Annotated in this window: 27 protein-coding genes and 1 other annotated feature; of the genes, 24 read left to right on the top strand and 3 right to left on the bottom strand. The window is 36.9% G+C overall.

Translation table 11 applies throughout. From position 1 onward, the window contains the following. Nucleotides 1-3 precede the first annotated feature (3 nt). The 19 genes from QI30_RS08960 to QI30_RS08880 all read left to right on the top strand — a co-directional run bounded on the left by QI30_RS08960 (nt 4) and on the right by QI30_RS08880 (nt 16,060). Nucleotides 4-1,179: a phage major capsid protein gene (locus QI30_RS08960; protein WP_126990576.1), complete on the top strand. Its 1,176-nt coding sequence runs from the start codon at nt 4-6 to the stop codon at nt 1,177-1,179. Nucleotides 1,180-1,191: 12 nt separating this feature from the next. Further along, nucleotides 1,192-1,464, top strand: coding sequence for a Rho termination factor N-terminal domain-containing protein (locus QI30_RS08955; protein WP_126990575.1), 273 nt, complete (start codon nt 1,192-1,194; stop codon nt 1,462-1,464). Continuing rightward, on the top strand, nt 1,439-1,717 hold the full coding sequence (locus QI30_RS08950) for a head-tail connector protein (protein WP_126990574.1): 279 nt from the start codon (nt 1,439-1,441) through the stop codon (nt 1,715-1,717). The genes QI30_RS08955 and QI30_RS08950 overlap by 26 nt, the downstream gene beginning before the upstream one ends. Continuing rightward, nucleotides 1,704-2,021: a phage head closure protein gene (locus QI30_RS08945; protein WP_126990573.1), complete on the top strand. Its 318-nt coding sequence runs from the start codon at nt 1,704-1,706 to the stop codon at nt 2,019-2,021. Before QI30_RS08950 ends, QI30_RS08945 begins: the two co-directional genes overlap by 14 nt. Then, entirely contained in the window at nt 1,999-2,349 is a 351-nt protein-coding gene (locus tag QI30_RS08940) for an HK97 gp10 family phage protein (RefSeq protein ID WP_233600561.1), read from the top strand. The genes QI30_RS08945 and QI30_RS08940 overlap by 23 nt, the downstream gene beginning before the upstream one ends. Continuing rightward, the gene (locus QI30_RS08935) at nt 2,346-2,660 is read left to right on the top strand and encodes a hypothetical protein (protein ID WP_126990572.1); all 315 of its coding nucleotides are present in this window, start codon (nt 2,346-2,348) and stop codon (nt 2,658-2,660) included. The genes QI30_RS08940 and QI30_RS08935 overlap by 4 nt, the downstream gene beginning before the upstream one ends. Before the next feature lie 11 nt (nt 2,661-2,671). Next, the gene (locus QI30_RS08930; RefSeq protein WP_126990571.1) at nt 2,672-3,244 is read left to right on the top strand and encodes a major tail protein; all 573 of its coding nucleotides are present in this window, start codon (nt 2,672-2,674) and stop codon (nt 3,242-3,244) included. A gap of 19 nt (nt 3,245-3,263) precedes the next feature. Then, on the top strand, nt 3,264-3,620 hold the full coding sequence (locus QI30_RS08925; RefSeq protein WP_126990570.1) for a hypothetical protein: 357 nt from the start codon (nt 3,264-3,266) through the stop codon (nt 3,618-3,620). 62 nt (nt 3,621-3,682) lie between these two features. After that, nucleotides 3,683-3,814, top strand: a complete 132-nt coding sequence (locus tag QI30_RS21095; RefSeq protein WP_255411568.1) for a hypothetical protein — start codon at nt 3,683-3,685, stop codon at nt 3,812-3,814. 39 nt (nt 3,815-3,853) lie between these two features. Continuing rightward, nucleotides 3,854-9,547 carry a hypothetical protein gene (locus tag QI30_RS08920; protein WP_126990569.1) on the top strand — a complete coding sequence of 1,898 codons (5,694 nt, stop codon included), beginning with the start codon at nt 3,854-3,856 and terminating at the stop codon, nt 9,545-9,547. A 3-nt stretch (nt 9,548-9,550) separates the two neighbouring features. Continuing rightward, nucleotides 9,551-10,426 carry a phage tail family protein gene (locus tag QI30_RS08915; protein WP_126990568.1) on the top strand — a complete coding sequence of 292 codons (876 nt, stop codon included), beginning with the start codon at nt 9,551-9,553 and terminating at the stop codon, nt 10,424-10,426. Nucleotides 10,427-10,441: 15 nt separating this feature from the next. Continuing rightward, nucleotides 10,442-11,332: a hypothetical protein gene (locus QI30_RS08910; protein ID WP_126990567.1), complete on the top strand. Its 891-nt coding sequence runs from the start codon at nt 10,442-10,444 to the stop codon at nt 11,330-11,332. Between the two features lie 3 nt (nt 11,333-11,335). After that, nucleotides 11,336-11,863 carry a hypothetical protein gene (locus QI30_RS08905; RefSeq protein WP_126990566.1) on the top strand — a complete coding sequence of 176 codons (528 nt, stop codon included), beginning with the start codon at nt 11,336-11,338 and terminating at the stop codon, nt 11,861-11,863. A 12-nt stretch (nt 11,864-11,875) separates the two neighbouring features. Continuing rightward, nucleotides 11,876-12,109 (top strand): hypothetical protein, encoded by a 234-nt coding sequence (locus QI30_RS08900; protein ID WP_126990565.1) that lies wholly within the window; start codon nt 11,876-11,878, stop codon nt 12,107-12,109. A 29-nt stretch (nt 12,110-12,138) separates the two neighbouring features. Beyond that, nucleotides 12,139-12,300 carry a hypothetical protein gene (locus QI30_RS20440; RefSeq protein ID WP_158621019.1) on the top strand — a complete coding sequence of 54 codons (162 nt, stop codon included), beginning with the start codon at nt 12,139-12,141 and terminating at the stop codon, nt 12,298-12,300. An 88-nt stretch (nt 12,301-12,388) separates the two neighbouring features. Then, nucleotides 12,389-14,275: a Gp37-like protein gene (locus QI30_RS21165; RefSeq protein WP_126990564.1), complete on the top strand. Its 1,887-nt coding sequence runs from the start codon at nt 12,389-12,391 to the stop codon at nt 14,273-14,275. Nucleotides 14,276-14,358: 83 nt separating this feature from the next. Further along, a complete protein-coding gene (locus tag QI30_RS08890) occupies nt 14,359-14,721 on the top strand; it encodes a DUF2513 domain-containing protein (RefSeq protein ID WP_126990563.1) in 363 nt (120 codons plus the stop codon). Between the two features lie 111 nt (nt 14,722-14,832). After that, on the top strand, nt 14,833-15,273 hold the full coding sequence (locus QI30_RS08885; protein WP_126990562.1) for a phage holin family protein: 441 nt from the start codon (nt 14,833-14,835) through the stop codon (nt 15,271-15,273). Continuing rightward, on the top strand, nt 15,263-16,060 hold the full coding sequence (locus QI30_RS08880) for an N-acetylmuramoyl-L-alanine amidase (protein WP_158621018.1): 798 nt from the start codon (nt 15,263-15,265) through the stop codon (nt 16,058-16,060). Before QI30_RS08885 ends, QI30_RS08880 begins: the two co-directional genes overlap by 11 nt. Before the next feature lie 71 nt (nt 16,061-16,131). Here QI30_RS08880 and QI30_RS08875 read toward each other — a convergent pair whose 3' ends face one another. Next, nucleotides 16,132-16,923 (bottom strand): DUF5677 domain-containing protein, encoded by a 792-nt coding sequence (locus tag QI30_RS08875; protein WP_126990560.1) that lies wholly within the window; start codon nt 16,921-16,923, stop codon nt 16,132-16,134. A gap of 747 nt (nt 16,924-17,670) precedes the next feature. Here QI30_RS08875 and QI30_RS08870 point away from each other — a divergent pair. Continuing rightward, nucleotides 17,671-18,222, top strand: a complete 552-nt coding sequence (locus QI30_RS08870) for a hypothetical protein (RefSeq protein WP_126990559.1) — start codon at nt 17,671-17,673, stop codon at nt 18,220-18,222. Nucleotides 18,223-18,334: 112 nt separating this feature from the next. Here the strand turns inward: QI30_RS08870 and QI30_RS08865 are convergent, their stop codons facing one another. Both QI30_RS08865 and QI30_RS08860 read right to left on the bottom strand, forming a co-directional pair. Continuing rightward, nucleotides 18,335-18,535 (bottom strand): cold-shock protein, encoded by a 201-nt coding sequence (locus QI30_RS08865; RefSeq protein WP_020189763.1) that lies wholly within the window; start codon nt 18,533-18,535, stop codon nt 18,335-18,337. Between the two features lie 233 nt (nt 18,536-18,768). Next, complete coding sequence (locus QI30_RS08860) at nt 18,769-19,635, bottom strand: ADP-ribosyltransferase (protein WP_158621017.1); 867 nt, start codon at nt 19,633-19,635, stop codon at nt 18,769-18,771. 760 nt (nt 19,636-20,395) lie between these two features. Between QI30_RS08860 and QI30_RS08855 the strand changes: the two genes are divergently transcribed. The 4 genes from QI30_RS08855 to QI30_RS08840 all read left to right on the top strand — a co-directional run bounded on the left by QI30_RS08855 (nt 20,396) and on the right by QI30_RS08840 (nt 24,290). After that, the gene (locus QI30_RS08855) at nt 20,396-20,833 is read left to right on the top strand and encodes a Dps family protein (RefSeq protein ID WP_126990557.1); all 438 of its coding nucleotides are present in this window, start codon (nt 20,396-20,398) and stop codon (nt 20,831-20,833) included. A 464-nt stretch (nt 20,834-21,297) separates the two neighbouring features. Continuing rightward, complete coding sequence (locus QI30_RS08850; RefSeq protein ID WP_020189766.1) at nt 21,298-21,477, top strand: hypothetical protein; 180 nt, start codon at nt 21,298-21,300, stop codon at nt 21,475-21,477. 116 nt (nt 21,478-21,593) lie between these two features. Next, a complete protein-coding gene (locus tag QI30_RS08845; protein WP_126991023.1) occupies nt 21,594-22,370 on the top strand; it encodes an ABC transporter ATP-binding protein in 777 nt (258 codons plus the stop codon). A gap of 71 nt (nt 22,371-22,441) precedes the next feature. Further along, nucleotides 22,442-22,674: a binding site (T-box leader), on the top strand. A 50-nt stretch (nt 22,675-22,724) separates the two neighbouring features. Then, nucleotides 22,725-24,290 carry a 2-isopropylmalate synthase gene (locus tag QI30_RS08840; RefSeq protein WP_126990556.1) on the top strand — a complete coding sequence of 522 codons (1,566 nt, stop codon included), beginning with the start codon at nt 22,725-22,727 and terminating at the stop codon, nt 24,288-24,290. Nucleotides 24,291-24,315 lie beyond the last annotated feature (25 nt).

Below are 24,315 nucleotides of genomic sequence, written 5' to 3'. Positions count from 1 at the left end.
GGCATGAATAAACGATTAAAAGAAATTTTACAGCGCAAGACAGAAATTCGTTCTGCATTAGAAAGCAATGATAACGTTGACTTAGACGCTTTTGAAAAAGAATTACGTGAGCTAGATGAAGAATACGAAACGATTGAAAAACGTGAAAAGTTAATGCAGCAAGCGGAGCAAATCAACAACGGCGAGTTAGAATCTCGTACGATCAGTACGTTTAACATGACAGGTCAACAAGAAAAACGTTCGCCAGAAGAAGCCGAATTAGCGTATCGAAATGCATTCATGGATTTTGTATTACGTGATGCACCTATTCCAACTGAATTACGTGAAACAACAAGTACTGGTGACATTGGCTCGGTTATTCCGCAAACGGTGCTAAATCGCATTGTTGAAAAGCTAGATGCATCAGGTATGATCTTACCGCTTATTACGAATACAGCGTTTAAAGGTGGCCTTACAATTCCGACATCCACTGTTAAGCCAGTAGCAACATGGGTAGCAGAAGGTAGTGGCTCTACGAAGCAGAAGAAAACAACAGGCTCAATTACATTTAACTATCATAAATTACGTTGTTCTGTAGCAGTAACATTAGAAGTCGAAACGATGGCACTGGCTGTTTTTGAGCAAGTATTAGTAAACAATATCGTTGAAGCGATGACGATTGCACTTGAACAGGCTATTATTTCGGGCGACGGTATTGGTAAACCGAAAGGCATTTTAGCTGAAACACCGAATGAAGGACAGGCATTAGATGTGGCCAAAATGGAATATCAAACATTAGTCGATGCAGAGGCAGCATTACCATTAGAATACGAAACAAATGCAGTCTATGTGATGACAAAGAAAACGTTCATGAAGATGGCAAGTATTAAAGATGAAAATGGCCAACCAATCGGACGTGTAAACTATGGCATTGCAGGAGCGATTGAGCGCTCTTTACTAGGTCGTAGCGTAGTGCTGTGCAATTACTTAGACTCATTCGATTCAGCGGAAACAGGCAGTCCATTTGCATTCTTATACAACTTTAAAGACTATATCCTAAATACGAACTACCAAATGGGCGTTAAAAAGTATGAGGATAACGAAACGGACGATCTTGTGACAAAAGCAATTATGATTGCAGACGGAAAATCGGTTGATAATGGCTCATTAGTTGTACTAAGTAAAGCAGCTGCTATTTAGGAGGTGTGAGTGATGAAATATCGCGTATTAAAAGCGTTTATTGATAAGAAAACTTTCATTGGATATAACGAAGGCAATACGTATGAATCGACTGATTCAGAACGTGTTGCTTTTTTGATTGAAAAAGGTTTCTTAGTCGGTGAAAAGCCATCTGTTGAGGAACTGGATTATATCGAGTTAAAACAAATGGCTAAAGACTTAGGCATCGAAGGTTATAACAAAATGAAGAAAGAAGCTTTGTTAGAAGCGGTACAGCGACATGGACCAACTACTTCAGAAAATTAAAACGAGTCTGCGTATTAAACATGACAAGCTAGACGATGAATTGTTAGCAACAATTGAAGCTGCATTAATCGATTTGAAGCTTGGAGGTATTCATAAACTAGATGTGGACGATGCTTTAATTTATCGAGCTATACAGCTATATTGTAAAGCTTCATATGGCATGGCAGGAGAAGCCAGCGATAAATATCAAGCTTCGTATGACATGTTGAAAGTCAGTCTAGCGTTAGCAGGTGATTACAATGGATACACTTAATGACGTAGCGGAATTGTTGCAAGAGCAAATCGTTAAAACTTCATTAGGACAGGAAAGAAAGACGTTTGTTGCTAATGAAGTATTTTGTAAGAAGAAAAGTATTACTCGAACAGAATATTTTACGGCTGGTCAATCGGGTTTGCGTCCGTCTGCGATGTTTAAAGTACATTTATTGGACTATGATGAAGAATTATATATTCGCTATGAACAAAAGATTTACAGCATTTATCGGACGTTTGAAAATGGTGATTTTATTGAACTTTATTGTGAGGTGAGAAGCGGTGCAAATCAGTCAACTAAATAATGCAATTATGCAAGAACTCAATCGCTATGCTCAACTTGCTAGAGAAAATGTAGAAGAATTAGCGGAAAGAACAGCTAATGAAGGTGCTACTACGTTGAAAAGTACAAGCCCACAGCGGAGCGGTAAATATGCAAAGAGCTGGCGTGTGAAAAAAGTAGGGACAAGTTTTGTTATTTATAACACTAAATATCAGCTGACACATTTACTTGAAAAAGGTCATGCAAAAGTCAATGGTGGACGTGTTGCAGCCATTCCACATATTCGACCTGTTGAACAGGCAGCTATTGAGCAGTTTGTAAATGGTCTAAATGAGGTGCTGGGAGGATGACGTTACAACAGCTTTATAACATTCTTCAAACGTTAAATTTACCAGTAGCTTATCATCATTTTGAAAGTCGGCAGTCATTACCCTTTATCGTTTACATGAATGAATCTGACAGTACAGTAGGTGCTGACAATAAGGTGCTATATAAAGCGAAATATGTGGATGTGGAACTTTATATGGCTGAAAAGGATGAAGCATTAGAAATTCAATTAGAAGCATTGCTGGATAGTCATGAAATCTTTTATGAGGACCCAGATGAAGTTTTTATTGAGGAAGAAGGCGTGTTTAAACGCACGTACTATTTAACAATTTAGGAGGAACAAATATGAAAAACGAAAACAAAGTCACGTTTGGCTTGAAAAACGCACACTACGCACCGATTACGGATACAACTGATGGTGTATTTACTTACGGTACACCGGTACGCATTCCAGGTGCTACAGAAATGTCTACTGATCCAGCAGGCGAATCAACAAGCTTCTTCGCTGATGATATTAACTTCTATGAAGCAATCGCCAACCAAGGTTACGAAGGTACATTCAACTTTGCTAAACTACCAAATTCATTCTATGTAGATATTTTAGGTTACACATTTGTTAACGGCGGTCTATATGAAAATGCTAACGCAAAAATTAAACCATTCGCACTTTTATTTGAAATTGATGGCGATCAACAAGCAGACCGTTTTGTTTATTATAATGTGAGCGCTAATCGTCCAGGTACAGCGTCGAAAACGAAAGAAGATTCTACAGAAGTAAATACAGTGGAATTATCATTCAAAGCTACACCACGTCCAGATGGAGCCATTAAATGGGTGACTGGTCCAGAAACACCAGCAGCGATTTACGATGCATTCTATACTGCTGTAACAGAACCAACTGAAGTACCAACGATTTAATAATTAGGAGGCAATATTGATGAAAAAAATTCAAATTGGAAAGGAGAGTGTTCGCTTTGAAGCGAATGCTCTTTTTCCTATTAAATACAAACAATTAACAGGTAGAGATATTTTCAAAGATTTAAAAGTAGTAGAAAACATGCAGCACGCTAAATCATTCGATGATTTAAATATCGATATTTTATATGACATTGTATATGTACTCGCTTGGTTCGCTGATCGTGCGATTCCAGATCGTGACGAATGGCTTTTACAGTTTGACGAATTTGATGTGTTTAATGTGATTCCGCAGGTCGTGGATTTATTAGTAGATTCATTAAGCGCAACTACTAAAAAAAACAAACCGGTGAAGCAGGGCAAGAAGAACAAACAATAAAAGAATTTAATACAGAGCAATATTTAGCTGTGTGTCGGAGCGCTAAGCTGCAATATGCTGACATGGAATTAATGACCGTCGGAATGGCGCTCGATTATGTAGATGCATATCAAGATTTGCACAATCCATCAGACAAGAAAAATCAGCCGCGTAAGGCGACACAGGCTGATATTGAGAAATTAAAAGGGCGTTAATTTACGCTCTTTTTTTATTTGTCGAAAGGATGGTGGAACATGGCTAGCAGAATTAAAGGAATTACAGTAGAAATCGGTGGCGATACGACAGGTCTTGAAACAGCTTTAAGTGATGTAAATAAACAATCAAAAAAGCTTCAAGATGAATTAAAGGAAGTCCAGCGCGCGTTAAAATTTGATCCTGGTAATACAACACTTATCGCACAGCAACAGCAAATTTTAAGTGAACGTATCGCTACAACATCACAGAAATTACAGCAATTAAAAGATGCACAATCACAAGTAGAAGCACAATTTAGATCTGGCCAAATCGGTGTAGAGCAATATCGTGCATTTCAGCGCGAACTACAGACTACAGAAGGTCAACTAAACGGCCTAAGCAGTCAATTACAACGTTCCCAGCAACAATTACAAGACCTTGCACAAAATACGCAGCAATTAGAAACGTATTTTAATGCGACTGGCACGACGGTAACAGATTTTGCAGAAGTATTAGGTAGTAAACTTACAACAGCTATTCAGAACGGTACAGCATCCGCTGCACAAATTGGACAAGCTATTACTAAAATTGGCCAGTCTGCTATCGGTGCTGATGTTGATATAGACCGTTTACGTGATGCGTTAAATCAAATTAACACAGGTGGCTCAATTGACCAAGTTAATGCAGATTTGCAACAAATGCGTAATGAACTAAATCCAATACCGACAGTCGTAGACCAAGTAAGAGCCTCGTTACAACAAGTAGAAGATACTTCAGCAGGGTTAACAGCCGAATTGAAGCAAGTACAGACGGCTTTGAAGTTAGATCCAAACAATATTACTTTGGTGACGCAACAGCAAGATTTATTAAGTCAATCAATTCAACAAACCGAACAAAAGTTAGACGGTTTACGACAGGCACAAGCACAAGTTGAAGCCGCATTTGCGAGTGGTGATCTTGGCGTATCTCAATACCGAGCATTTCAACGTGAGCTTGGCCAAACAGAAGCACAGCTAAGTAGCTTGAATGCTTCATTACAACAATCACGTTCGGAACAACAGGCGGTAGCATCGTCTACACAACAATTAAATCGTTTTTTCGAAGCTACCGGGACAAGTGCAGCTGAATTTGCTAATGTGCTAGGTCCACGTTTATCAGCGGCTATTTCACAAGGACGTGCAAGCAGTCAGCAATTGCAACAAGCTTTAACAGCTATTGGGCGTGAAGCATTAGGTGCTGGCGCAGACTTAGACCGATTTCGTTCAGCGTTAATTCAAGCAGGTAATGGTGGCGCTGCGGATTTACAACGCCTACAACGTGAGTTGCAAGAAATTGCACGACAAGCGGAACAAACAGAAAATGCTGTAGAAGGTATTGGCGATAGTTTAAAATCTGGCATTGCAGGCTTAGCAGCTGGCGGTGGTTTAGCAGCAGCTGTACAGCAAGCACTAGATGTATCGTCTACAAATACGAAAATCGATATTATGTTTGATGTTCCTGAAAGTAGTAAAGCGTCTGTACGTGATGCTGTAAAAGGTATCGAAGCGTATGGGGTGGATGGAGAAGAAGCGCTAAAAGGTGTACAACGTCAATGGGCGTTAAATGGTGATGCATCAGATAAAACAAATGCTCAAATCGTACAAGGTGCAGGTATGATTGCCAGTGCATATGCGGATATTGATTTTAATGAGCTTATTCAAGAATCTTATGAGATGGGTAAGAGTATGGGGATTTCACAAGAGGAAGCACTTGGCATGACGAATGCCCTTCTTAAAGTCGGGTTCCCGTCCGAGCAACTAGACATAATCTCTGAATATGGGACGCAGCTTAAAATGGCTGGCTACGATGCTCAAGAGATTCAAGCTATTATGGCAGCAGGCGTTGATACGGGGACTTGGAATATTGATAACTTGCTTGATGGGATTAAAGAAGGCCGTATTCGCATGACTGAATTTGGTCAAGAAATTCCAAAGTCTCTTGGTGAATTATTATCTAAAACCGATATGTCTAAAGAGAAATTCCAACAATGGGGCAAAGATGTAGCTGCAGGCGGTAAAAAAGGTTCGCAAGCGATGACAGAAGTGTCTAAATGGTTGTCTACTATTGATGACGATACGACGCGTTTAGCATTAGGAACGGCCATTTTCGGGACGATGTATGAAGATCAAGGCGCTAATATTACTGAAACACTAACGAACGCATCGAAAGCAACTGTAGATTTATCAAACAACCAAAAAAACTTAGCTAAAGACGTATCAACTTTGAATGCAGATCCAGCTGTGCAATTGCAAAAAGCATTAAATGATGTGAAAACAGCGTTAACACCTTTACTTACGCAAGTAGCACAATTTGTTGCAAAAATAGCCAATTGGGTAAGCGAAAATACTTCATTAGTTGCGGCTTTAACAGCTGTAGGGGCTATAATCGGTATTGTCGTTGCGGCATGTATGGCGTTAGCACCTGTTTTTAGTGTCATAGCCACCGTCGCAGGCGTGGTCGGTGCATCCTTCGCCGCCATTGCCGCACCAGTAGCAATTGCTATAGCTGCTATCGCGGCATTAGTTGCGGCAGGTGTATTAATTTACAGCAATTGGGGAGCAATTAAAGAGTTCTTCGCAAATCTGTGGACGAGTATTTCAACTATCTTCATGACTACAGTTACAGCGATAGGTTCATTTCTATCAAGCGCATGGTCCAGTATCGTTGCGGCGTTAACCGCTGTATGGAATGGTATTGTTGTAGTCGCTCAAACCATCTGGGGATTACTAACTGCTTACTTTACGACTGTTTTTAATATATATAAGACAATCTTCACAACCGCGTGGACAGTAATTTCTACTGTACTCTCCACAATTTGGACTGGTATCGTTGCCGTAGCTCAAACGATATGGGGCTTATTAACAGCTTATTTCACTACTGTATTTAACGTATATAAAACAATATTTACCACCGCGTGGACGGTAATCTCGACGGTGCTCACGACAATTTGGACTGGTATTGTAAGTGGTGCGTCCGCAATATGGTCTGGATTAACTTCATTCTTTAGTTCACTATGGTCCGGTATTTCATCTGTATTTTCAAGTGTATGGAATGCCATTAAATCAACGCTGACAAGTATATGGAATGGGTTAAAAAGTACAGCGTCATCTGTATTCAATGGATTAAAGTCTACGATCACCACAATTTTCAACAGTATCAAATCAACTGCTACGTCAGTGTGGAATGGTATCAAATCGACACTAACAAGCATCTGGAATGGCTTGAAATCCACTGCCACATCCGTTTTCAATGGATTGAAGTCAACGATTACAACTGTTTTTAACGCTATTAAAAGTACTGCCACATCGGTTTGGAATGGTATTAAAAGTTCTTTAACGACTGTATTCAATGGTATTAAAACGGCAGCAACTACAGCTTTTAATGCTTTAAAATCGACTGTCACAAGCGTATTTAATGCTATCAAGTCAGTGGCTACATCGGTTTGGAATGGTATTAAATCTGTAGTGACGAGCGCGGTCAATGGTATTAAGTCTGTGGTTACGTCAGTATTTAACGGCATCAAATCAGTCGTAACGAGCGTGATGAATGGCATTAAATCGGTTATCACATCAGCGTGGAATGGCGCAAAAAGTGTGGTAACGAGCGCAGTTAATGGCATCAAGTCCATTGTGACGAGCGTATTTAATAGTTTGAAATCAGTTGTATCAAGCGCAATGAATGGTGTTAAGTCAGCTATTCAGAACGGTTGGAATGCTGCTAAATCATTCTTGACAAGTATTAACCTAGTATCCATTGGTAAAAACATTATTCAAGGTTTAGTCAATGGTATTAAATCTGGTGTTGGCGCAGTTGGTAAAGCCATTTCAGAAGTTGCTGGTAACATCAAAAGTAAAATTAAAGGCGCTTTAGGAATCCACTCACCTTCTCGTTGGATGCGCGATGAAATCGGTAAAAACATTGATGCTGGTCTCGCTAAAGGTATTACGGCCGAAAAGAAAGCCGAACAAGCAGCAGCTAAAAAGGCCAAAGCAGTTAAGGACCAGTTCACTAAAGACCTTAAAAATGTACAGCTTAAATTTAATGCCGGCAAGATTGATACGAAAGAGTATATTAGCCAGTTAAATAAATTAAAAAGCGAGTACAAAAATTATTCTGATGGTATTAAAAAGATTGATGTTGAAATTAATAAAGCAAACAAAAAACAAATTGCTACTATCAAATCTGATTACAGCGCACGTTTGAAAGAGCTTAAAAATAATTACAATGCTGATCTCATCACTAACAAGCAATATATTCAAGCATTGCAACAGATGAAAAAAGATTATGGCAAAAAGGTTAAAGGCTCTGAATCAGAGCTTAACGCCAAAATCAAAGAGTTGCGCGATTCAGCCGCAGCGGATAATCTGAAACGCTACGAAAAGCAAATTTCTAATGAAGAAAAGTACAATAATGCTTCATTGAATAAGCAAATCAAGTTCTGGGAAAAACGCTTAAACAAGTTTAAGAAGAACAGTGAAGAATATCTTGCAGTACAAGATAAAATCACTGATTTAACATTCCAAAAAGAAGCTGAACGTCTGAAAAAGTATGAAGCTACTTACAACGACAAAGTGAAGTATGACGGTAAAACCTTAGAGTGGGAAGTGCGCTATTGGGAAAATCGTTTAGATAACTTCAAAAAAGGTAGCGACGAATATTTAAGCATTCAGACGAAGTTGAAAGATTTACGTTACCAGTCCGAACAGAAAGCACTTGAAGCTACTGAAACTTATTTAGCTAATATCAAAAAAGCTGAAGAAGATTATGTAACAAATTCAACGAAGTTATGGGATGACTACAATAAAGCCGTTGATGACCGTACTAAATCATTAATCTCATTTGCTGGTTTATTCGATGAAATCACAGCGAGTGAAGATACAGTAACTGGCGAACAATTAATCAATAATTTACAATCACAAACAAGTGCGCTCGAAGATTGGATGAACGATATTGCTTCATTAGCTGCACGCGGTTTAGATGATGGATTATTGCAAGAACTTGAAGATCTTGGACCAAAATCAGCACAACAGATTAAAGCATTAACTTCTTTATCTGACGATCAATTATCACAGTACACAGAATTGTGGAAAACAAAAAGTGAATTAGCACGACAACAGGCCACTAAAGAGTTCGAAGGCTTACGTATTGATACAGAAGAACAAGTTCAGGCTTTACGTAAAGATACTAACGCACAACTGAAGCAGTACAAAAAAACATGGAAGTCTGCTATGACAGCTGTAGTAGATGTAAGTTCGAAAGAATTATCTAAAATGACAAGCGTAGGTTCTGATGCCGTACAAGGTCTTATTGATGGTATGCAGTACAAGAAAGATGAATTAAAGAAAACCATAGAAGAAATTGCCAATTTAATTTCTGATACTACAAAGACTGAATTAGACATTCATAGTCCGTCACGCGTGATGCGTCGTTTAGGTGAGTACACAAATGAAGGATTTATTGTTGGTCTACAACGTTCAGCAGCTAAAGTACAATCAGCTATGCAAAATGTATATGGGAGTTTAGCAAGTAGTACTGATGCTGTACGACAATCATCAATTGTTAATACAACGAATACTACTCAATCTTATGATCAATCGAAATCTTATAATCCATCTGTAACAATTATTAACCAGTCGTCCACAGTATCAGCGCAAGCATTAGCTAAAAAGGCTGCGCGTGAGCAACGTAAACTAGCAATGGAATGGGGTGTTTAAACAATGGCGAATCAAGCTGAAAAAGTTGTTTTTACGAATGGTCGCGGTCAAAGTGTCACATTAACAAATGAATTTCCATACGCGCTCGAATCTATGGGTGGCAAAGGTGATGTAGCAGCGGATATACAAACAATTAAATCGCCATATGTTGACGGTAGTTTTTATGTAGATACGATCTTAGAATCACGCGATATCCCGTTAGATTTTGCAATCCTGGCTGAAAATCGTGATGACTTATTAAATAAACGTCAAGAAATAGCTAGTATATTCAACCCAAAGGCAGGGCCAGGGTTACTAGAATATTCGAATGGTAGTGTAAAACGTGAAATTGAAGTAATTGTAGATGGTGTGCCATCTTTTCCTACAGGAGATGGCGTCGGACGTTGGTTCCAACGTGTTGTCGTAAATCTGCTTGCCCCAGATCCATATTGGAAAACAAATGAAATGGCAGAACCACCATATAAACCATTGTTTAAATTCCCATTCAGTAGTGTCAAACGTTATAAGACAGGATTACAACTAGATGAACGGACTATTTTAAACGATGGCGACGAAGCTACACCGTTGTATATCGAATTAAAAGGTCCTGCGACTCGTCCACAAATTATTAACCGCACTACTAGTAAGTACATTAAAGTGAACCAAGATTTAGGTATCGGTGAAACTATGGTAATCGATACAAATCATCGTACAGCGAAAGTTGTCTTTATTGATTCAGAAAACAACGTGCGCAACGTTGTGAACTGGCTTGATCTTGGTTCATCATTGACTTCTTTTAAATTAGAAGTTGGAGAAAATCGTATTGCATATGTTGCAGAAAGTGACATTACGAACAATACGTTTAATTTAAAATGGCAGAAACGCTATAACGCAGTTTAGAAAGGATGTGGAAGAATGGCAGAAGAATATAAGCTATTTGATAGTACAGAAGAAGATGAACGGTGGTATTCAGCTAGTGACTTTGCGGCATATTTTAGTAATGTATTATCAAGTGGATTACTGCACACGAATAATGTACCAGCACTAAGAGTTAGTGTAGGTGACGGCTTAACTACAAAATTAAGTGTTGGTAAAGCTATCATCAAAGGTTTTAGTTATCAAAATACGACAGTATTAGATTTTACACACGCAATTCCGAATGTCGGTATGAGCCGTATTGATCGTATCGTTTTACGTTTGGATTTACGTCCAGAAAGTCGCTATATCCGAGCATTTGTAAAAAAAGGTGAAGAATCAAAAAGTCCTGTAGCACCAACATTACAACGAGACAATTATATTTACGAATTATCGCTGGCGCAATTAAAAATCACATATGGTGATAAAGTGATTAACCCATTAACTTTTATCGACGAACGTTTTAATGAGAATTTATGCGGTTTAGTAAGTTCATTAATCACTGTGCCAACAAGTGAATTTCAATCACAATGGGATTACTGGTTTAGTGCTCAAAAAGGTGTATATGTCACTCAAATGTTAAATTGGTTAGCCCAACAACAACAATTATTTACTGATTGGCGAAATAATGAGGTGCAATTATTTACCGATTGGCGTTCAGTGCAACAATCAGAATTTGAGGCATGGCGTAATGGTAAACAAACAGCATTTACAACATGGTTCAACGAAGTTAAGGACACTTTATCTGAAGATGCAGCAGGTAATTTATTTTTACGTATCACAAGTGAATTGCCCTTACGATTTACCAAAAACGGTGTAAATTATCGTTATGGTTTCACAGTTACCGATGATTTTAACGGCTTAATTTTTAAATACGAACAGGAGGTTTAATATATGCCAGAAATCCAATTACCAACAGCAACAAAACAAGAAACTATATTAAACAATGTAAACTCTAACAAAGCAACACTAAGTACAATTAATACAAATTTGGGCACACCAACAAGTACAGCAAGTATTGCTATAAGCGCTAATGCACATGCAAAACTAAATGCACTTTTAGCGAGTACTTCTAATATTGCTGACGATGCTTTTGGAAGTAATATGTTTAATAGCGTGGTGAGTCGTAGTGACTTAACGCAAATAACATCAGAAGCAAACGGTACAGCAACTACCATCCTTACAGGTAAAATGTTATTAAAGAATGTAGTATTAAAATTATATGGCAACTCCACTAGTGTAACTTCTTACTCAACTGTTAATATTGACGGTAAAATATATAAACCAACAAAAAACGGATCACTATTAACATTTAATTTTAGCGAACTATATATTAATTCACTTTTAAGAGTAAAGCCTACATCAAATTACATTTTTGACGGTATCGGTCTAACATACGAAGAAATGTACTTATTCCCATAAGGAGGTATTAGGATGATTGATTTTTTAGAAGAAATTATTGAAGATGGTTATCGTATCACACGATACACTACTGATGGCAAAACAGTCTCACATGAAATCAAAACATTAATTGTCGAAGAAATTGAAGAAGACACAACACAACCCACAGTAGAAGAACGTTTAGAAGCTATCGAACAAAATTCTGCATACACACAGATCCAAGTGGAATATTTAACAATGCTCACTGAAATCAGTAATGGCCTTTAATCCAGTATCACTTGAAAGGAGGTGATAATATGACTTATAACAATGCAAAACTAGTTATTGCATCTGGTAACTATGAATATGAAACAATGGCAACAATGCTAGACATGTTCGTAATGCGTAAACGTATCACAGCAGTACAATACAACGAACTAATGAACATGATGGATACTCAACAAGAAGCGCAAGCGTAATGTTTGGGCTTTTTATTATACAAAAAATTAACCTTCTACAGTGATTTCATTGTGGAAGGCCTTTTATTAAGGTTAAGGAGGAATTAAAATGATACCCTTACGCGTTATAGATGGCGAATTTAATTTTTATGGTGAAATCACATTATATTCTTCTGTAACAATTACACATAAATTATATGCGATTGGTGAAGTACAAATAAAAATTAATCGCTATGCACATAATGCCGATTTACTTATTCAAGATCGCATCATATTTTTTGAAAATGAGTATGATACACCCTTTCAAATTTTTCATCGAGAGATTGAATTAGATGAAGAAGGAAAAGCTACAGAAAATTGGCTAATTAAAGCTGTACCATTAAAAAGTTGGTTATCCGATCGGATTGTGTTACCTGCTAATAATGCTATTTCAACATATTTCGACACAAATATTGAAAGTATTTTCAAAGGGTTAATTACTGCAAATATTACCGAATCTAATAACATTAATCGCCACATTCCAAATTTAATTGTTGCCCCAAATTTAAATCGTGGACAAACAATAAAGCGTATCGTGAAACGAGGAACGATAATTAGTGAAGAATTAAAAGATATTGGCGAACTTACTGGAATCGGATGGAATATTTATATTGATATTTCAAACAAAAAATTTGTATTTGATATTGTCGATGGTGTAGACCGTTCAACCAATCAAATAGATAGACCACCAGTAGTTTTTAGTACAGAATTTGGTACGGTTAAAAGCCTAGAATATACAGAAAGCAAACTAAATTACAAAAATACTGCTTATGTAGCTGGCAAAAGTGAAAAAATCCAACGAAAAATTGCCACAGTTAATGATGACGTGTCTGGATTAGAAAGAAAAGAAATATACATTGATGCAGACGTAACTGAAACAGAAGAAAAAGAAGTCACATTGATAGGCGTAGGAGAACATGAAGATGGTCGTTCTTACGAATATGAATATAAAGATAAAGTTGAAGTTGATCGTTCAGAAGATGATATTGTAGCTGACCTTGCTGACAAAGGTAAGGAAAAACTTTCTGAATATGAGCAAACGTTATTTTTCAGCGGTCAAATACAAAATACTTTATTCCAGTATGGAAAAGACTTTTTCTTGGGTGATATTGTTACATTGAATAGTAATGAGTGGGGCGTATCAGTTGAGCCACGTATCACAGAAATTCGCATCTATCACGAAACAGGGCAAAATAAAAAAGTTGAGGCAGTATTTGATAAAGATTATCCAACATTCATTGATAAGGTCAAAAAGACCATTAAAACTGCAGCGTCATCATCTAATGGTGGCGGTAGTGGCGTGTCTAAAACTTATGTAGATGCGAAAGTAAATGAAATTATAGCAGTCGACTATAACTGGAACGGTACGCAATTGGGCGTGAAAGCTAATAATGAAACATCTTATAGTTACGTCAATCTAAAAGGTGACAAAGGCGATAAAGGTGATATTGGACCACAAGGACCCACTGGTGAAAGAGGCCCACAAGGTATTGGTATTCAGGGTATTCAAGGCCCCATAGGTCCACAGGGTCCAAAAGGTGATACAGGGGCAAAGGGAGATAAAGGTGAGCAAGGTATACAAGGGCCCAAAGGAGATAAAGGTGACACAGGCCCGCAGGGGGCACAAGGTATACAAGGTCCAAAAGGTGATACAGGGGCAACAGGAGCGACTGGGCCACAAGGTATACAAGGGCCTAAAGGTGATAAAGGTGATGCTGGCACAACAACATGGTCGGGGATTACTGGCAAACCCAATATTGTTAACAGTGTGACAAGTACATCCACAACAGACATTGCATGCGCAGCATCAGTTAAAACCGCATATGATTTAGCAAACGAAGCAAAGAAAGCAGCAGAAATCGGTAGTGCAGACAATACGATGATTGTCGATGGAATAACCGTCAATTGGTCACTGAAATTAAATAGCAATAAAGATGGCTTGGTCTTTGTGTATTAACCTAATTACCAAAAATAGCATAAAGCTATGATGGTAATACCTTTCTTCCACAGGGATAATTGTTGTGGAAGGAGGTTTTATCTATGCAAAGAGATATGGAATACATTCGTGAGCTATTATTTCAATTAGAACGCGAAGAGTATACACGTACTATTCAATACCGAACAGAAGAAGGCGCGAAATATAAATATCACTTAGATTTATTATCCGATGCCGGGTTCGTTGAAGTTAAGATGCAACGCCCTACTAATACGTACATTCCTTTAATACAATGTCCTAGAATCACATGGGATGGCCATGAGTATTTAGATTCTATTCGTAAAGATAATATTTGGGAAAATGTAAAAGAAAGACTTAGCATTCGAGATCTTAATTTATCTAGTGCTTCATTTGGCATCATTAAAGAACTAGCTACCTTAGAGCTTAAAAAATATTTAGGAATTTAAAATCGTAATTCTAAAAGGCTTCCACAACAAATGTGGAGGCTTTTTATTATGCAAATAATCAACCTCCTACAAATTGTGAGGGTTTTTATTTTACAGAAAGGAAGGTGACGTATGGAACATGTCATGAAATTTTTATCATTTATTGTAGCTGGACTAAGCTACTTCTTTGGTGGATGGTCGTTCTTTTTAACGTTTCTATTCATCTTAAACGTACTTGATTTTGTACTAGGTATTTTATCAAGTCCGTATGCAACAAGCAGTAACAGGCTTTATAAAGGCGGTATCAAAAAAGGCATCATGTGGATGTGGGTAGGTATCTCCAATTTAATTTATATGTTGCTACTTCACTTAGGTTTCGATGTGGGCATCGTTATCCCTAACTTTGTAGCGTGTTACTACATCTTAATGGAATTAGTATCGCTAGAAGAAAATAGCGAACGCATGGGTATGCCAATGCCTACACCAGTGAAGTATCTGGTGAACAAATTACGAGAAATCATTGATGGCAAATTTAAAATTGACGGAAAAGAGGAAGAACAGAATGGTAAATAAATATGTTATTTCAAGTGGACACGGCAAAATTGTACGAGGGGCAAGCGGTTATATCGATGAAGTAGATGAAGCACGTCGCGTGGTAAATCGTGTAGATCAAATCTTACGTGAAGAATATGATGGCGATGGTTGGACGTTCCACGATAACACTAGTCGCGATCAATCAACAAACTTACGCACAATTACGAACTTCCACAATTCAAAACCTCGTAACATTGATATTAGCGTGCACTTTAACGCCGGCGTAGCAAAAGCAACTGGTGTAGAAGTATTGCATCATGGTAAGCATGGCGTTATTGCTGCGCAACTTTCTAAAGCAATGGCCGATGCACTTGGTTTGCCGAATCGTGGTCAAAAAGTACGTACAGATTTATATGTATTAAAAAATACAGCTAAGCCCGCATTATTACTTGAAGTATGCTTTGTCTCAAATAAACACGATGCTGATACGTATAAAGCAAAATTTGAAAAGCTATGCCAGGCGATCGCGAAGTTTTTAGCTGATTATCTTGGCTACAAAAAGTCTTCCACAACTCATGTAGAAGTAGCATCAAATAATACTGAAACGTTTTATAAAACTGGTGCACCACTTGGCTTATACCGCGTTAAAAAAGTGTGCTCAACATACAGCGGTGTAGACTTTACAAAAGCTGATAAGCTACAAACATTAAAAGTCGGTACAGCATTTACCGTAACGGATATTGTTAAATTCGGTAATAAGTATCGATTCAAAACAAAAATGGGTGAATGGGTATCTGCTAAACGCGCATATCTCGAAAAAGTTTAAAAAATTAATTAAAGCCTAGTATCTTTCATGTTTTGAAAGATACTAGACTTTTCTGTTTTGTTTTAGTTTTTTTAAATAATAGAAATAATTTCACGAAATTTTTCTGAATCATCATAATAATTTGAAATTGCGATTCCAGCACTAACAACCGTTGCTCTCATTAATGATAAAACCATAGGTTCTTCTTTTAATGGTTCTACTACTAATTGATTATCTTGTATTGTGAAATATGAATTAGAATTTTTTCCATGAACTTCTTGGGAAAGTAATCTGTAAAGAATCTCATAATTAGCTAGATGCTCAACTCCTAAATATTCACAAACACCTCTAAAAGAAGTTACATTATTTTTTTCTTTATACCATTTATCAGGATTAGTTTCTCCTGTCAGATCCAAATATTCTTTTTCTAGATTAGTGATGTTTTCTTCAGGTACTTGGGAGAATATCTTCTCTAAATCAGATATTCCCAAATTTGTAACCTCTCTAATCTTATTACCTAATGCGTTGGTTTTAGAGGCAGTTTTTAACATCTTTTGAGCTTTTAATTTTGAAGACGCTATATATGCACGCGTACGATTCATAGTATTTTCTTTTAAAATATATTCGAGATAAATTTCCTCTTCGAAAATACTTCTTAAAAGCGTATTATTTCCAGCGTAGTATTTATTTTCTAATAGGAGATTTAAACTTCGAGCCTTATCTATTAAACTAATAAATATACCTAAAATAGTGGCATCTTTAATGACAGAAAATTTATTATCGGTATCGAAATTTCTATTAAGTAGTGACTCTATGTATCTTTCACTTTGAAATAAAATTCTCTTTATATCTGAGAGTTGTTCTTTTACATTTTGTTTTTCCAAAATCGAACCTCCTAATTTATATCATATTATGTTTTTATTTTACATCACTTTAAATAACTTGACTATATTTTTGACTATATCATCGTATAAACAACGATAAAAACTGATTCTTCATTCTACATCAAAAGCTGAAAATATTGAGTTTCTTCTTATATAAATAAAGCAGTATAGCGGGTAATTATGCCGTCATAATGAACGGTAAAGAATCTGTTGGTTTCCTTAAAATGGTTAAAGACTTAATCGAAAACCCAGAAGATTTATTATTAGAAGCTTAATACTGCCGACGGACGGAGGGTGGTCAAGCGTTGCAAACACGACGTTTGCGAACTTGGCTTGACTTCCTTACAAAAGCGTTTGAAGCACTTCTGGAAATGAAGATATAAAGAAAGCCTCCGAGAAATCGGGGGCTTTTTTTGTGTCCTAAATAAAGGACATCATGTAGGGCTCGTATAGTCAGCTGTAGATTGTTTGTATGCCAATTGCTTCCGAGTAGACAACGACTTGCAAGCCCTCCTACGCTGGTAGAGCTCACAGGAAGAATTTTACTTAACTACTTCAAAGAAAATGCTTCCTCGTATATTTTTCTTATAGCTGAATAAATAAACAAAAAATTAATAAAATGATAAAATAAAGATAGCTATGTTTTTCCTGGATATGCTGTAAAAGGTAAATGCAATGCATTTTTTATTTAGAGAATAGATAGGTTTTGACTATATAGTGAAATAATAAAAGGAAAGTAGTGAGTTTATGAAAAAAATACTTTTTTGTATGGTAGTAGCGTTGCCTTTAGCAGCCTGTAATATGGACATCGGGAAGTCGGAGGTCACTGTTGTCGAAACATCAGATGATGATTACGATGATTCTTTGAACGAATATGAAGAATCAGGTGACAAGGCAACGAAGACGGAAATATTCCATATGCAAGAAGAAACAGTAGAGTATGGCATTTCGGATAAAGAGATGATGGCATTAAAGATTGAACGTGTAGAGGAGCATATACGTAAAAATGAGCGTGATCAGAAGGATATTACCGTAATATTGAAAGCACATAATAAAGCGGACAGCAAGCAATCGCTCGCTCAATTACATTCAAGATTTGTTGATGTAGACGGGGAAACATATAAGGCGAATCATTTTCAAACGAGTGTAGGGGAAGATGTAATACAAGCGAAAAAGACGGTAACCATACATGCAGTATATAAAGTGCCAAAGGATTTTGAATGGCGTGGTCAACAAAATGTCTTTGAAATTGTAGAGAAAACTGATGGCTACAAAACGATACATACGTACGATTTTTAAAAATAATCGTTCTATACATACGATGATAAAGAAAGGAAGCGTGATAAAAATGTTTCCTTTTTTTGCATAAAAAAAGAGATACCCTATCTAGGGTATCTCTTCTACGTAAAAATTAAAGTTTTACGATGTTAGCAGCTTGAGGACCGCGTTGGCCTTCTTCTACGTCGAATTCTACTTTTTGGCCTTCTTCTAAAGTTTTGAAACCTTCGCCTTGGATAGCTGAGAAGTGAGCGAATACGTCAGAACCGCCTTCAACTTCGATGAAGCCGAAACCTTTGTCTGCGTTAAACCATTTTACTGTACCTTGTGTCATTTAAATGACCTCCATTGTTTTAATATTAATAAGATCACAATTTTTCGAAAGAAAAAAATTCACATATTATAAAGAGTACCAACTAAACGTTACATGCCCTTTATAATAGGTAAATTAGCGTTTGAAAATATCTCATTGACTTAATTATAGAGGAATGAACGTTGTTTGTCTAGTAAAATATTGGTTATTGTAAAAAAATAGTTTAGTAGAAGAATAATTCTTCTACTAAATTATTAAGGTGTTGGGATTGTATTGATTGTAATAACGGTGCGATGTTTTTCTTTTTTAATACCTGTCACGACAAATTTTGTCCCACGTTTTAATAAATACTCTTCTTCATTTTCATAAGGAGAGAGCTTGTATACGGGTGCTCCGTAATTTCCAGCAGGTGTTTGGATACGAATCAGTGCATCATAACCAAAGCCGATTGTACCAGCTCTAACCAGTGAAGTCGAAAGATAGCCCTTATCAGAATAGCTAGCACCAATAGCGAGTTTGCCATTTTTTAAGCCATATTTAAAGTTTTTAAGCTCTGTTCCACGCCAAACGGTAAAATCATACGGGCTTTTAAACTTTAGGAGCGCATGGTCAATCGCTTTAATGCGATTATCGATTTTAGGCGAGGTTGGCTGTAGACCGCGTAGGGTTCTGTTAATATCGACATAGCCACTGCGTGTATAATCTTTTAAAGATTTTCGTTGATTTGTTGTTAAGGTTTTATTCCATTTTTTTTCAAAACGATCAAAGCGATTGCGCTGTGCAGCTGGCATTGACTTTGTTTTATTTGAATATGTATATTTTTTCTCTTGTGTGACAAAGATGGTGCCTGTAGGCTGTGTTTTCTTCTTGATAATAATTTGTTTACCGCTGAGCTTTGGAATGTCCTTTTTGATTTCAACGACACGATTTGCTTTAAGCGTAAAAGAACGTAATACGTCTAGTGATTTTTTATCGACGACGTCTACAGAAATACTTTTATTTGTAACAGATAGTTTATTGTACGCTGCATTTTGTTGTTCTAGCGTTGTTGTAGCATAGGCGGTCGTCTGTGGGATACATAGTGAGCAGATTGTAGCGAATGCGATGAGTTGTTTTTTCATTATTTTACCTACCAATTCATTAGAGTATAGATGTTGAATATGAAAAAAACGTATGTCATACGGCTTTTTCATGTTATCCGTCAATTTGTTAATTTTATTATCCATGATAGTAGCCAGTTTTGCAATTGGCAGTTGCCACGTATTTCCAAGTGCTTTTACACGCAATTTAAACGCTATAATAGGGATCACCATTACAAACGGTGCTATATTTTTTACCGATAACGTTATTTTCACGTAAGCTTTTTACGATTTTTGCTTTTATACCAGTTGTCCATTGTTACGGGTATTTAAAACGAAGCTGATGCGTTTTTATATAATCGGATTTTGATAATACGTAATACATGACCAACCATAGTGCTTATAGGTTGGCCAATTTATTTGATCTCGCGCAATCGAGACGCCATCATAGACGTTTAATGCGGTATTTTCTTTGATTTTTCTTAGTACTTTATAGAAGTTTTAGAGGCATCAATATACAACAAGTGTTTTTTTGACAGTGACTGGCTCATAAATTGCTGCAGAGGAGTGGAATGGTACTATTGTGAACAAAGCAAATACAATAATAACTGAAAAGAAAATCGTCAATCTTTTTTTCTGCCATCACCTGCTTTCTATTAGTATGTATACCCCTATTTTTATGAGAATGAATGAAACGAATTAAGATTCATAAAATAAGTCTAGCTCTAAAGGGTATACCTATGTTTAAAGCGCTAAAAAAGTGGAATAATAATAGTAGAATAACGATAAAGGAGTTTTTCAAATGAATCAACAAGTGATTGATGTATTAAACAAACAGGTTGCAGACTGGGGCATTTTATACGTGAAGTTGCATAACTTCCACTGGTACGTAAAAGGTAGTGACTTCTTTACATTGCATACAAAATTTGAAGAATTGTATACAGAGGCAGCAGCACATTTTGATGAGCTAGCAGAGCGTATTTTAGCGATTAAAGGTCATCCGGTTGCGACGATGAAAGAGTATCTGGAGCTATCAACAATTGCAGAAGGCACGTATGAAGAAGATTCGCGTGCAATGGTCGCAGCGATTGTCGATGATTTTGAAAAAATGCTAGAAGATTTAACGAAAGGTATGATGATTGCCCAAGAAGCAGGCGATGAAATGACGTCAGATTTATTACTAGGCATTCATACCGAGCTTGAAAAACATGTCTGGATGTTAAAAGCATTTTTAGGATAATAAGACATGTTACGAGGAGAAATCATCTGATTGGGTGGTTTCTCTTTTTTTGTGATTTTTTCATTTTTTAGAACTCTCTAGTCTATAAAAAAATAACACAAAAAGTAGTACAGTTGCTATTTTTTAGATTTCTGTTATATATCAAAAGATGAAATAATATTTTTTAATTCAGACAATTAATGAATTACGAATTGATTTATAACATCGACATACAGTAAATGATTACTCTGAAATATGGAAAGAATTTTCAAAAAACAAAAAGAAATCATGTAATAAACGACAAGAAAACGTTCACAAAGGGCTAAAAATAGCATTATACATATATGTGTCACAAAGTCAAATTTTTATAGGTGAAAATAGTAGATTTTATATAAAAGCTCTTGTATGATGTAAGTAACAAGTAGGAACGTTACATCCGAGAGATGATAAAAAATAATACAGAAACCAAAAGGAGAGTACAACAGATGAATAACTCAATCCAACAATATGTAGACCAAATCGAGGGCCAATTATTAAACGACTTAACAACAAATGATGAAGCAAATCTTTATGACATTGCATCACATATGATCGAAGAGTCAGAAGTAGACATGATGGATATTTGCCAAGCATACGAAGTTGTAAAACATAACTTAATTGGATAATGAAACAAGAGGGCAATCACACGACGGCGTGGTTGCCCTTTTTTTAATTGTACGGAAGTGTTCATTGCTTTCTTAAAATAATCGCAGTACGATTACGTGGAAGGGAGAGGAGTATGATGGTGATTCATTTAAAAGATATTTCATTAAGGAGAGAAGAAACACAAATTTTAAAAAATGTGAGCTGGGATGTAGAACCTGGTGAGCACTGGGCTGTATATGGTATGAATGGTGCTGGGAAAACGGCTTTACTAAATATGTTATGTGCCTATTATTTACCTTCTACAGGAGATGTCGAAGTTTGTGGTCATGTATTTGGGAAATCGGTGTTAGGCGATGAGCTGCGACGTAAAGTTGGCATTGTGTCTGCTGGGGTTCAGCAAATGCTACGCCAGGATGATAATACATTTGAAATTATTTTGAGTGGTGCCTTCGCATCGCTTGGCTTATATGAAAAAGTAACAGACGCTATGCGAGATCGTGCGGTCGGTATTTTGCATGATTTAAACGCCTATCATTTTGCAAATCAGCCATATGAAGTATTGTCACAGGGGGAGAATCAACGCGCATTATTGGGGCGTGCGTTAATGGGAGAGCCGGAATTATTAATTTTAGATGAACCTGCGACGGGATTTGACTTTATTGCGCGCGAACAGCTACTCGATACGATTCAAACGATTGCAGAAAAAGACCACGGTCCATCGCTTGTTTATGTGACGCATCACGTAAATGAAATCTTACCGGTATTTACAAATATCTTATTATTAAAAGAGGGACGTGTTTTTGCGGCTGGAAAAACAACTGATTTATTAACGTCCGAAACGATGAGCGATTTTGTGGGAATGCCGGTTGAAATTACATGGCAAAATGAGCGACCAAATATGACGCGTAAATAATTTATTTTTATTTTTCTGAAAATTGTTGACATTCTAAAAACTTTTCACTATGATGTTATCAAGCTAATATATTACATGCAGAGAACGGAAGTAGTAAAAGTATCGTTTCTTTTTAGAGAGCTAATGGTTGGTGGAAATTAGCAAGAAACGCTTTGAACTCGTCCGGGAGCAAATTATCTGAACTTACAGTAGGATAAATCGGGTCATGACGTTATACATGGGACATTTTTTGTTCATTAAGTGGAGCGATATATTACAAGCGCTCAAGCAGAGTGGTACCGCGAGTTAACACCTCGTCTCTAGCAATAGAGGCGGGGTGTTTTATTATCTAATTTGGAAGAGGAGTGTTGAAGTATGTCGAGAAAAATTTGGGTATTTGATACAACGTTACGTGATGGAGAGCAAGTGCCAGGTGCAAAATTAAACATCTATGAAAAATTAGAGGTGGCACAACAATTAAAGAAATTACAAGTTGATATTATCGAAGCGGGCTTCCCGGCATCTTCAGAGGGCGACTTCCAAGCAGTTAAGCAAATTGCGCAGCAAGTAGGTAGCTCAAGCAATATGATGATTACGGCACTAGCACGCGCAGTGAAAACAGATATTGATTCGGTATACAATGCCGTGAAATATGCAGAAAATCCAATGATTCATATGGTGCTAGGTACGTCAGATATTCATGTAGAAAAGAAATTTAGTAAATCGAAGGATCAAATCTTACAAATTGGTGTGGATGCGGTAAAATACGCAAAATCACTTATGCCACAAGTACAATATTCAACGGAGGATGCATCGCGTTCAGATTTTGAATACTTATGGAAGACAATTGAAGCAGTAATTGATGCGGGGGCAACGATGATTAATGTGCCGGATACAGTTGGTTGGGCGGTACCGGAGCAATTTGGTGACATGATTTATAAATTAAATGACCGTATTAAAAATGTAAATCCAGATGTGTTATTAAGTGTTCATTGCCATAACGATTTAGGGATGGCGACGGCGAATACGCTACAGGCTGTGAAAAATGGTGCTGATAAAGTAGAGTGTACAATCAATGGGATTGGCGAGCGCGCGGGCAATGCAGCGCTTGAAGAAGTAGTGATGGCATTATCAACTCGTGGCGATTACTTTGATGCTTTTACTTCTATTAATAAGAAGGAAATTATTAATACATCTAAAATTGTGTCGAGCTTAATGGGCTTAGATGTACAGGTGAATAAGGCAATTACAGGAGATAATGCATTTGCACATTCTTCAGGTATTCACCAAGATGGCTTATTAAAATCACGCGATGCGTATGAAATTATTCATCCGACAGAGGTGGGGCTAGATGATATGGAGCTTGTATTAACGGCACGCTCAGGTCGTCATGCAGTCCGCAATGCGATTTGTAATTTATCAATTGACATTAATGAGAAGCAGTTTGAAGATGTTTTCACAGATTTTTTAGAGTTAGCCGATGCGAAAAAAGAAGTGTATGATCATGATTTATTCATCTTAGTAGAGGATTATCTACGCCGTCATGATAAAATGGCGAATTTTGAAAAACACGCGGATGCTTTTTATGTGTTAGAAGATATTCAAGTAATTAGTAATCCGATTTTCCCGTCAGCGACAATTAAAGTGTCTAAAGGGAAAGAATCATTCCGAGCAAGCACAGTTGGTACAGGCCCAATCGATGCACTTTATACCGCATTAAAAGAAGTCATTGATGTGGATATGAATATTATGGAATATAAAATTTCGAGTGTGACACGCGGAAAAGAGGCACTCGGTAAAGTGAAAATTCAAGTGCAAAGCCATGATAAAACATATATTGCGAAAGCGACACATACCGATGTTATTCGTGCAAGTGCGGAAGCGTATATTAATGCCGCAAACAGTATTATTGTCGAACAGTTTGTGCCAACAGAAGTGTAAGAATAGAAGGAAGCGGGAATCGTGC

The sequence above is a fragment of the Candidatus Kurthia intestinigallinarum genome (assembly GCF_003991225.1).
Taxonomy (GTDB): domain Bacteria; phylum Bacillota; class Bacilli; order Bacillales_A; family Planococcaceae; genus Kurthia; species Kurthia populi.
Note: the sequence above shows the minus strand (reverse complement) of the source record. Positions and strands in the feature narration are given on the sequence as shown.

What these genes read in the sequence shown, in the direction of transcription:
- QI30_RS08960 (WP_126990576.1), top strand. Translation starts at nt 4, where the DNA reads ATGAATAAACGATTAAAAGAAATTTTACAGCGCAAGACAGAAATTCGT.
- QI30_RS08955 (WP_126990575.1), top strand. Translation starts at nt 1,192, where the DNA reads ATGAAATATCGCGTATTAAAAGCGTTTATTGATAAGAAAACTTTCATT.
- QI30_RS08950 (WP_126990574.1), top strand. Translation starts at nt 1,439, where the DNA reads ATGGACCAACTACTTCAGAAAATTAAAACGAGTCTGCGTATTAAACAT.
- QI30_RS08945 (WP_126990573.1), top strand. Translation starts at nt 1,704, where the DNA reads ATGGATACACTTAATGACGTAGCGGAATTGTTGCAAGAGCAAATCGTT.
- QI30_RS08935 (WP_126990572.1), top strand. Translation starts at nt 2,346, where the DNA reads ATGACGTTACAACAGCTTTATAACATTCTTCAAACGTTAAATTTACCA.
- QI30_RS08930 (WP_126990571.1), top strand. Translation starts at nt 2,672, where the DNA reads ATGAAAAACGAAAACAAAGTCACGTTTGGCTTGAAAAACGCACACTAC.
- QI30_RS08925 (WP_126990570.1), top strand. Translation starts at nt 3,264, where the DNA reads ATGAAAAAAATTCAAATTGGAAAGGAGAGTGTTCGCTTTGAAGCGAAT.
- QI30_RS21095 (WP_255411568.1), top strand. Translation starts at nt 3,683, where the DNA reads ATGGAATTAATGACCGTCGGAATGGCGCTCGATTATGTAGATGCATAT.
- QI30_RS08920 (WP_126990569.1), top strand. Translation starts at nt 3,854, where the DNA reads ATGGCTAGCAGAATTAAAGGAATTACAGTAGAAATCGGTGGCGATACG.
- QI30_RS08915 (WP_126990568.1), top strand. Translation starts at nt 9,551, where the DNA reads ATGGCGAATCAAGCTGAAAAAGTTGTTTTTACGAATGGTCGCGGTCAA.
- QI30_RS08910 (WP_126990567.1), top strand. Translation starts at nt 10,442, where the DNA reads ATGGCAGAAGAATATAAGCTATTTGATAGTACAGAAGAAGATGAACGG.
- QI30_RS08905 (WP_126990566.1), top strand. Translation starts at nt 11,336, where the DNA reads ATGCCAGAAATCCAATTACCAACAGCAACAAAACAAGAAACTATATTA.
- QI30_RS08900 (WP_126990565.1), top strand. Translation starts at nt 11,876, where the DNA reads ATGATTGATTTTTTAGAAGAAATTATTGAAGATGGTTATCGTATCACA.
- QI30_RS20440 (WP_158621019.1), top strand. Translation starts at nt 12,139, where the DNA reads ATGACTTATAACAATGCAAAACTAGTTATTGCATCTGGTAACTATGAA.
- QI30_RS21165 (WP_126990564.1), top strand. Translation starts at nt 12,389, where the DNA reads ATGATACCCTTACGCGTTATAGATGGCGAATTTAATTTTTATGGTGAA.
- QI30_RS08890 (WP_126990563.1), top strand. Translation starts at nt 14,359, where the DNA reads ATGCAAAGAGATATGGAATACATTCGTGAGCTATTATTTCAATTAGAA.
- QI30_RS08885 (WP_126990562.1), top strand. Translation starts at nt 14,833, where the DNA reads ATGGAACATGTCATGAAATTTTTATCATTTATTGTAGCTGGACTAAGC.
- QI30_RS08880 (WP_158621018.1), top strand. Translation starts at nt 15,263, where the DNA reads ATGGTAAATAAATATGTTATTTCAAGTGGACACGGCAAAATTGTACGA.
- QI30_RS08870 (WP_126990559.1), top strand. Translation starts at nt 17,671, where the DNA reads ATGAAAAAAATACTTTTTTGTATGGTAGTAGCGTTGCCTTTAGCAGCC.
- QI30_RS08865 (WP_020189763.1), bottom strand. Translation starts at nt 18,535, where the DNA reads ATGACACAAGGTACAGTAAAATGGTTTAACGCAGACAAAGGTTTCGGC.
- QI30_RS08860 (WP_158621017.1), bottom strand. Translation starts at nt 19,635, where the DNA reads ATGAAAAAACAACTCATCGCATTCGCTACAATCTGCTCACTATGTATC.
- QI30_RS08855 (WP_126990557.1), top strand. Translation starts at nt 20,396, where the DNA reads ATGAATCAACAAGTGATTGATGTATTAAACAAACAGGTTGCAGACTGG.
- QI30_RS08850 (WP_020189766.1), top strand. Translation starts at nt 21,298, where the DNA reads ATGAATAACTCAATCCAACAATATGTAGACCAAATCGAGGGCCAATTA.
- QI30_RS08845 (WP_126991023.1), top strand. Translation starts at nt 21,594, where the DNA reads ATGGTGATTCATTTAAAAGATATTTCATTAAGGAGAGAAGAAACACAA.
- QI30_RS08840 (WP_126990556.1), top strand. Translation starts at nt 22,725, where the DNA reads ATGTCGAGAAAAATTTGGGTATTTGATACAACGTTACGTGATGGAGAG.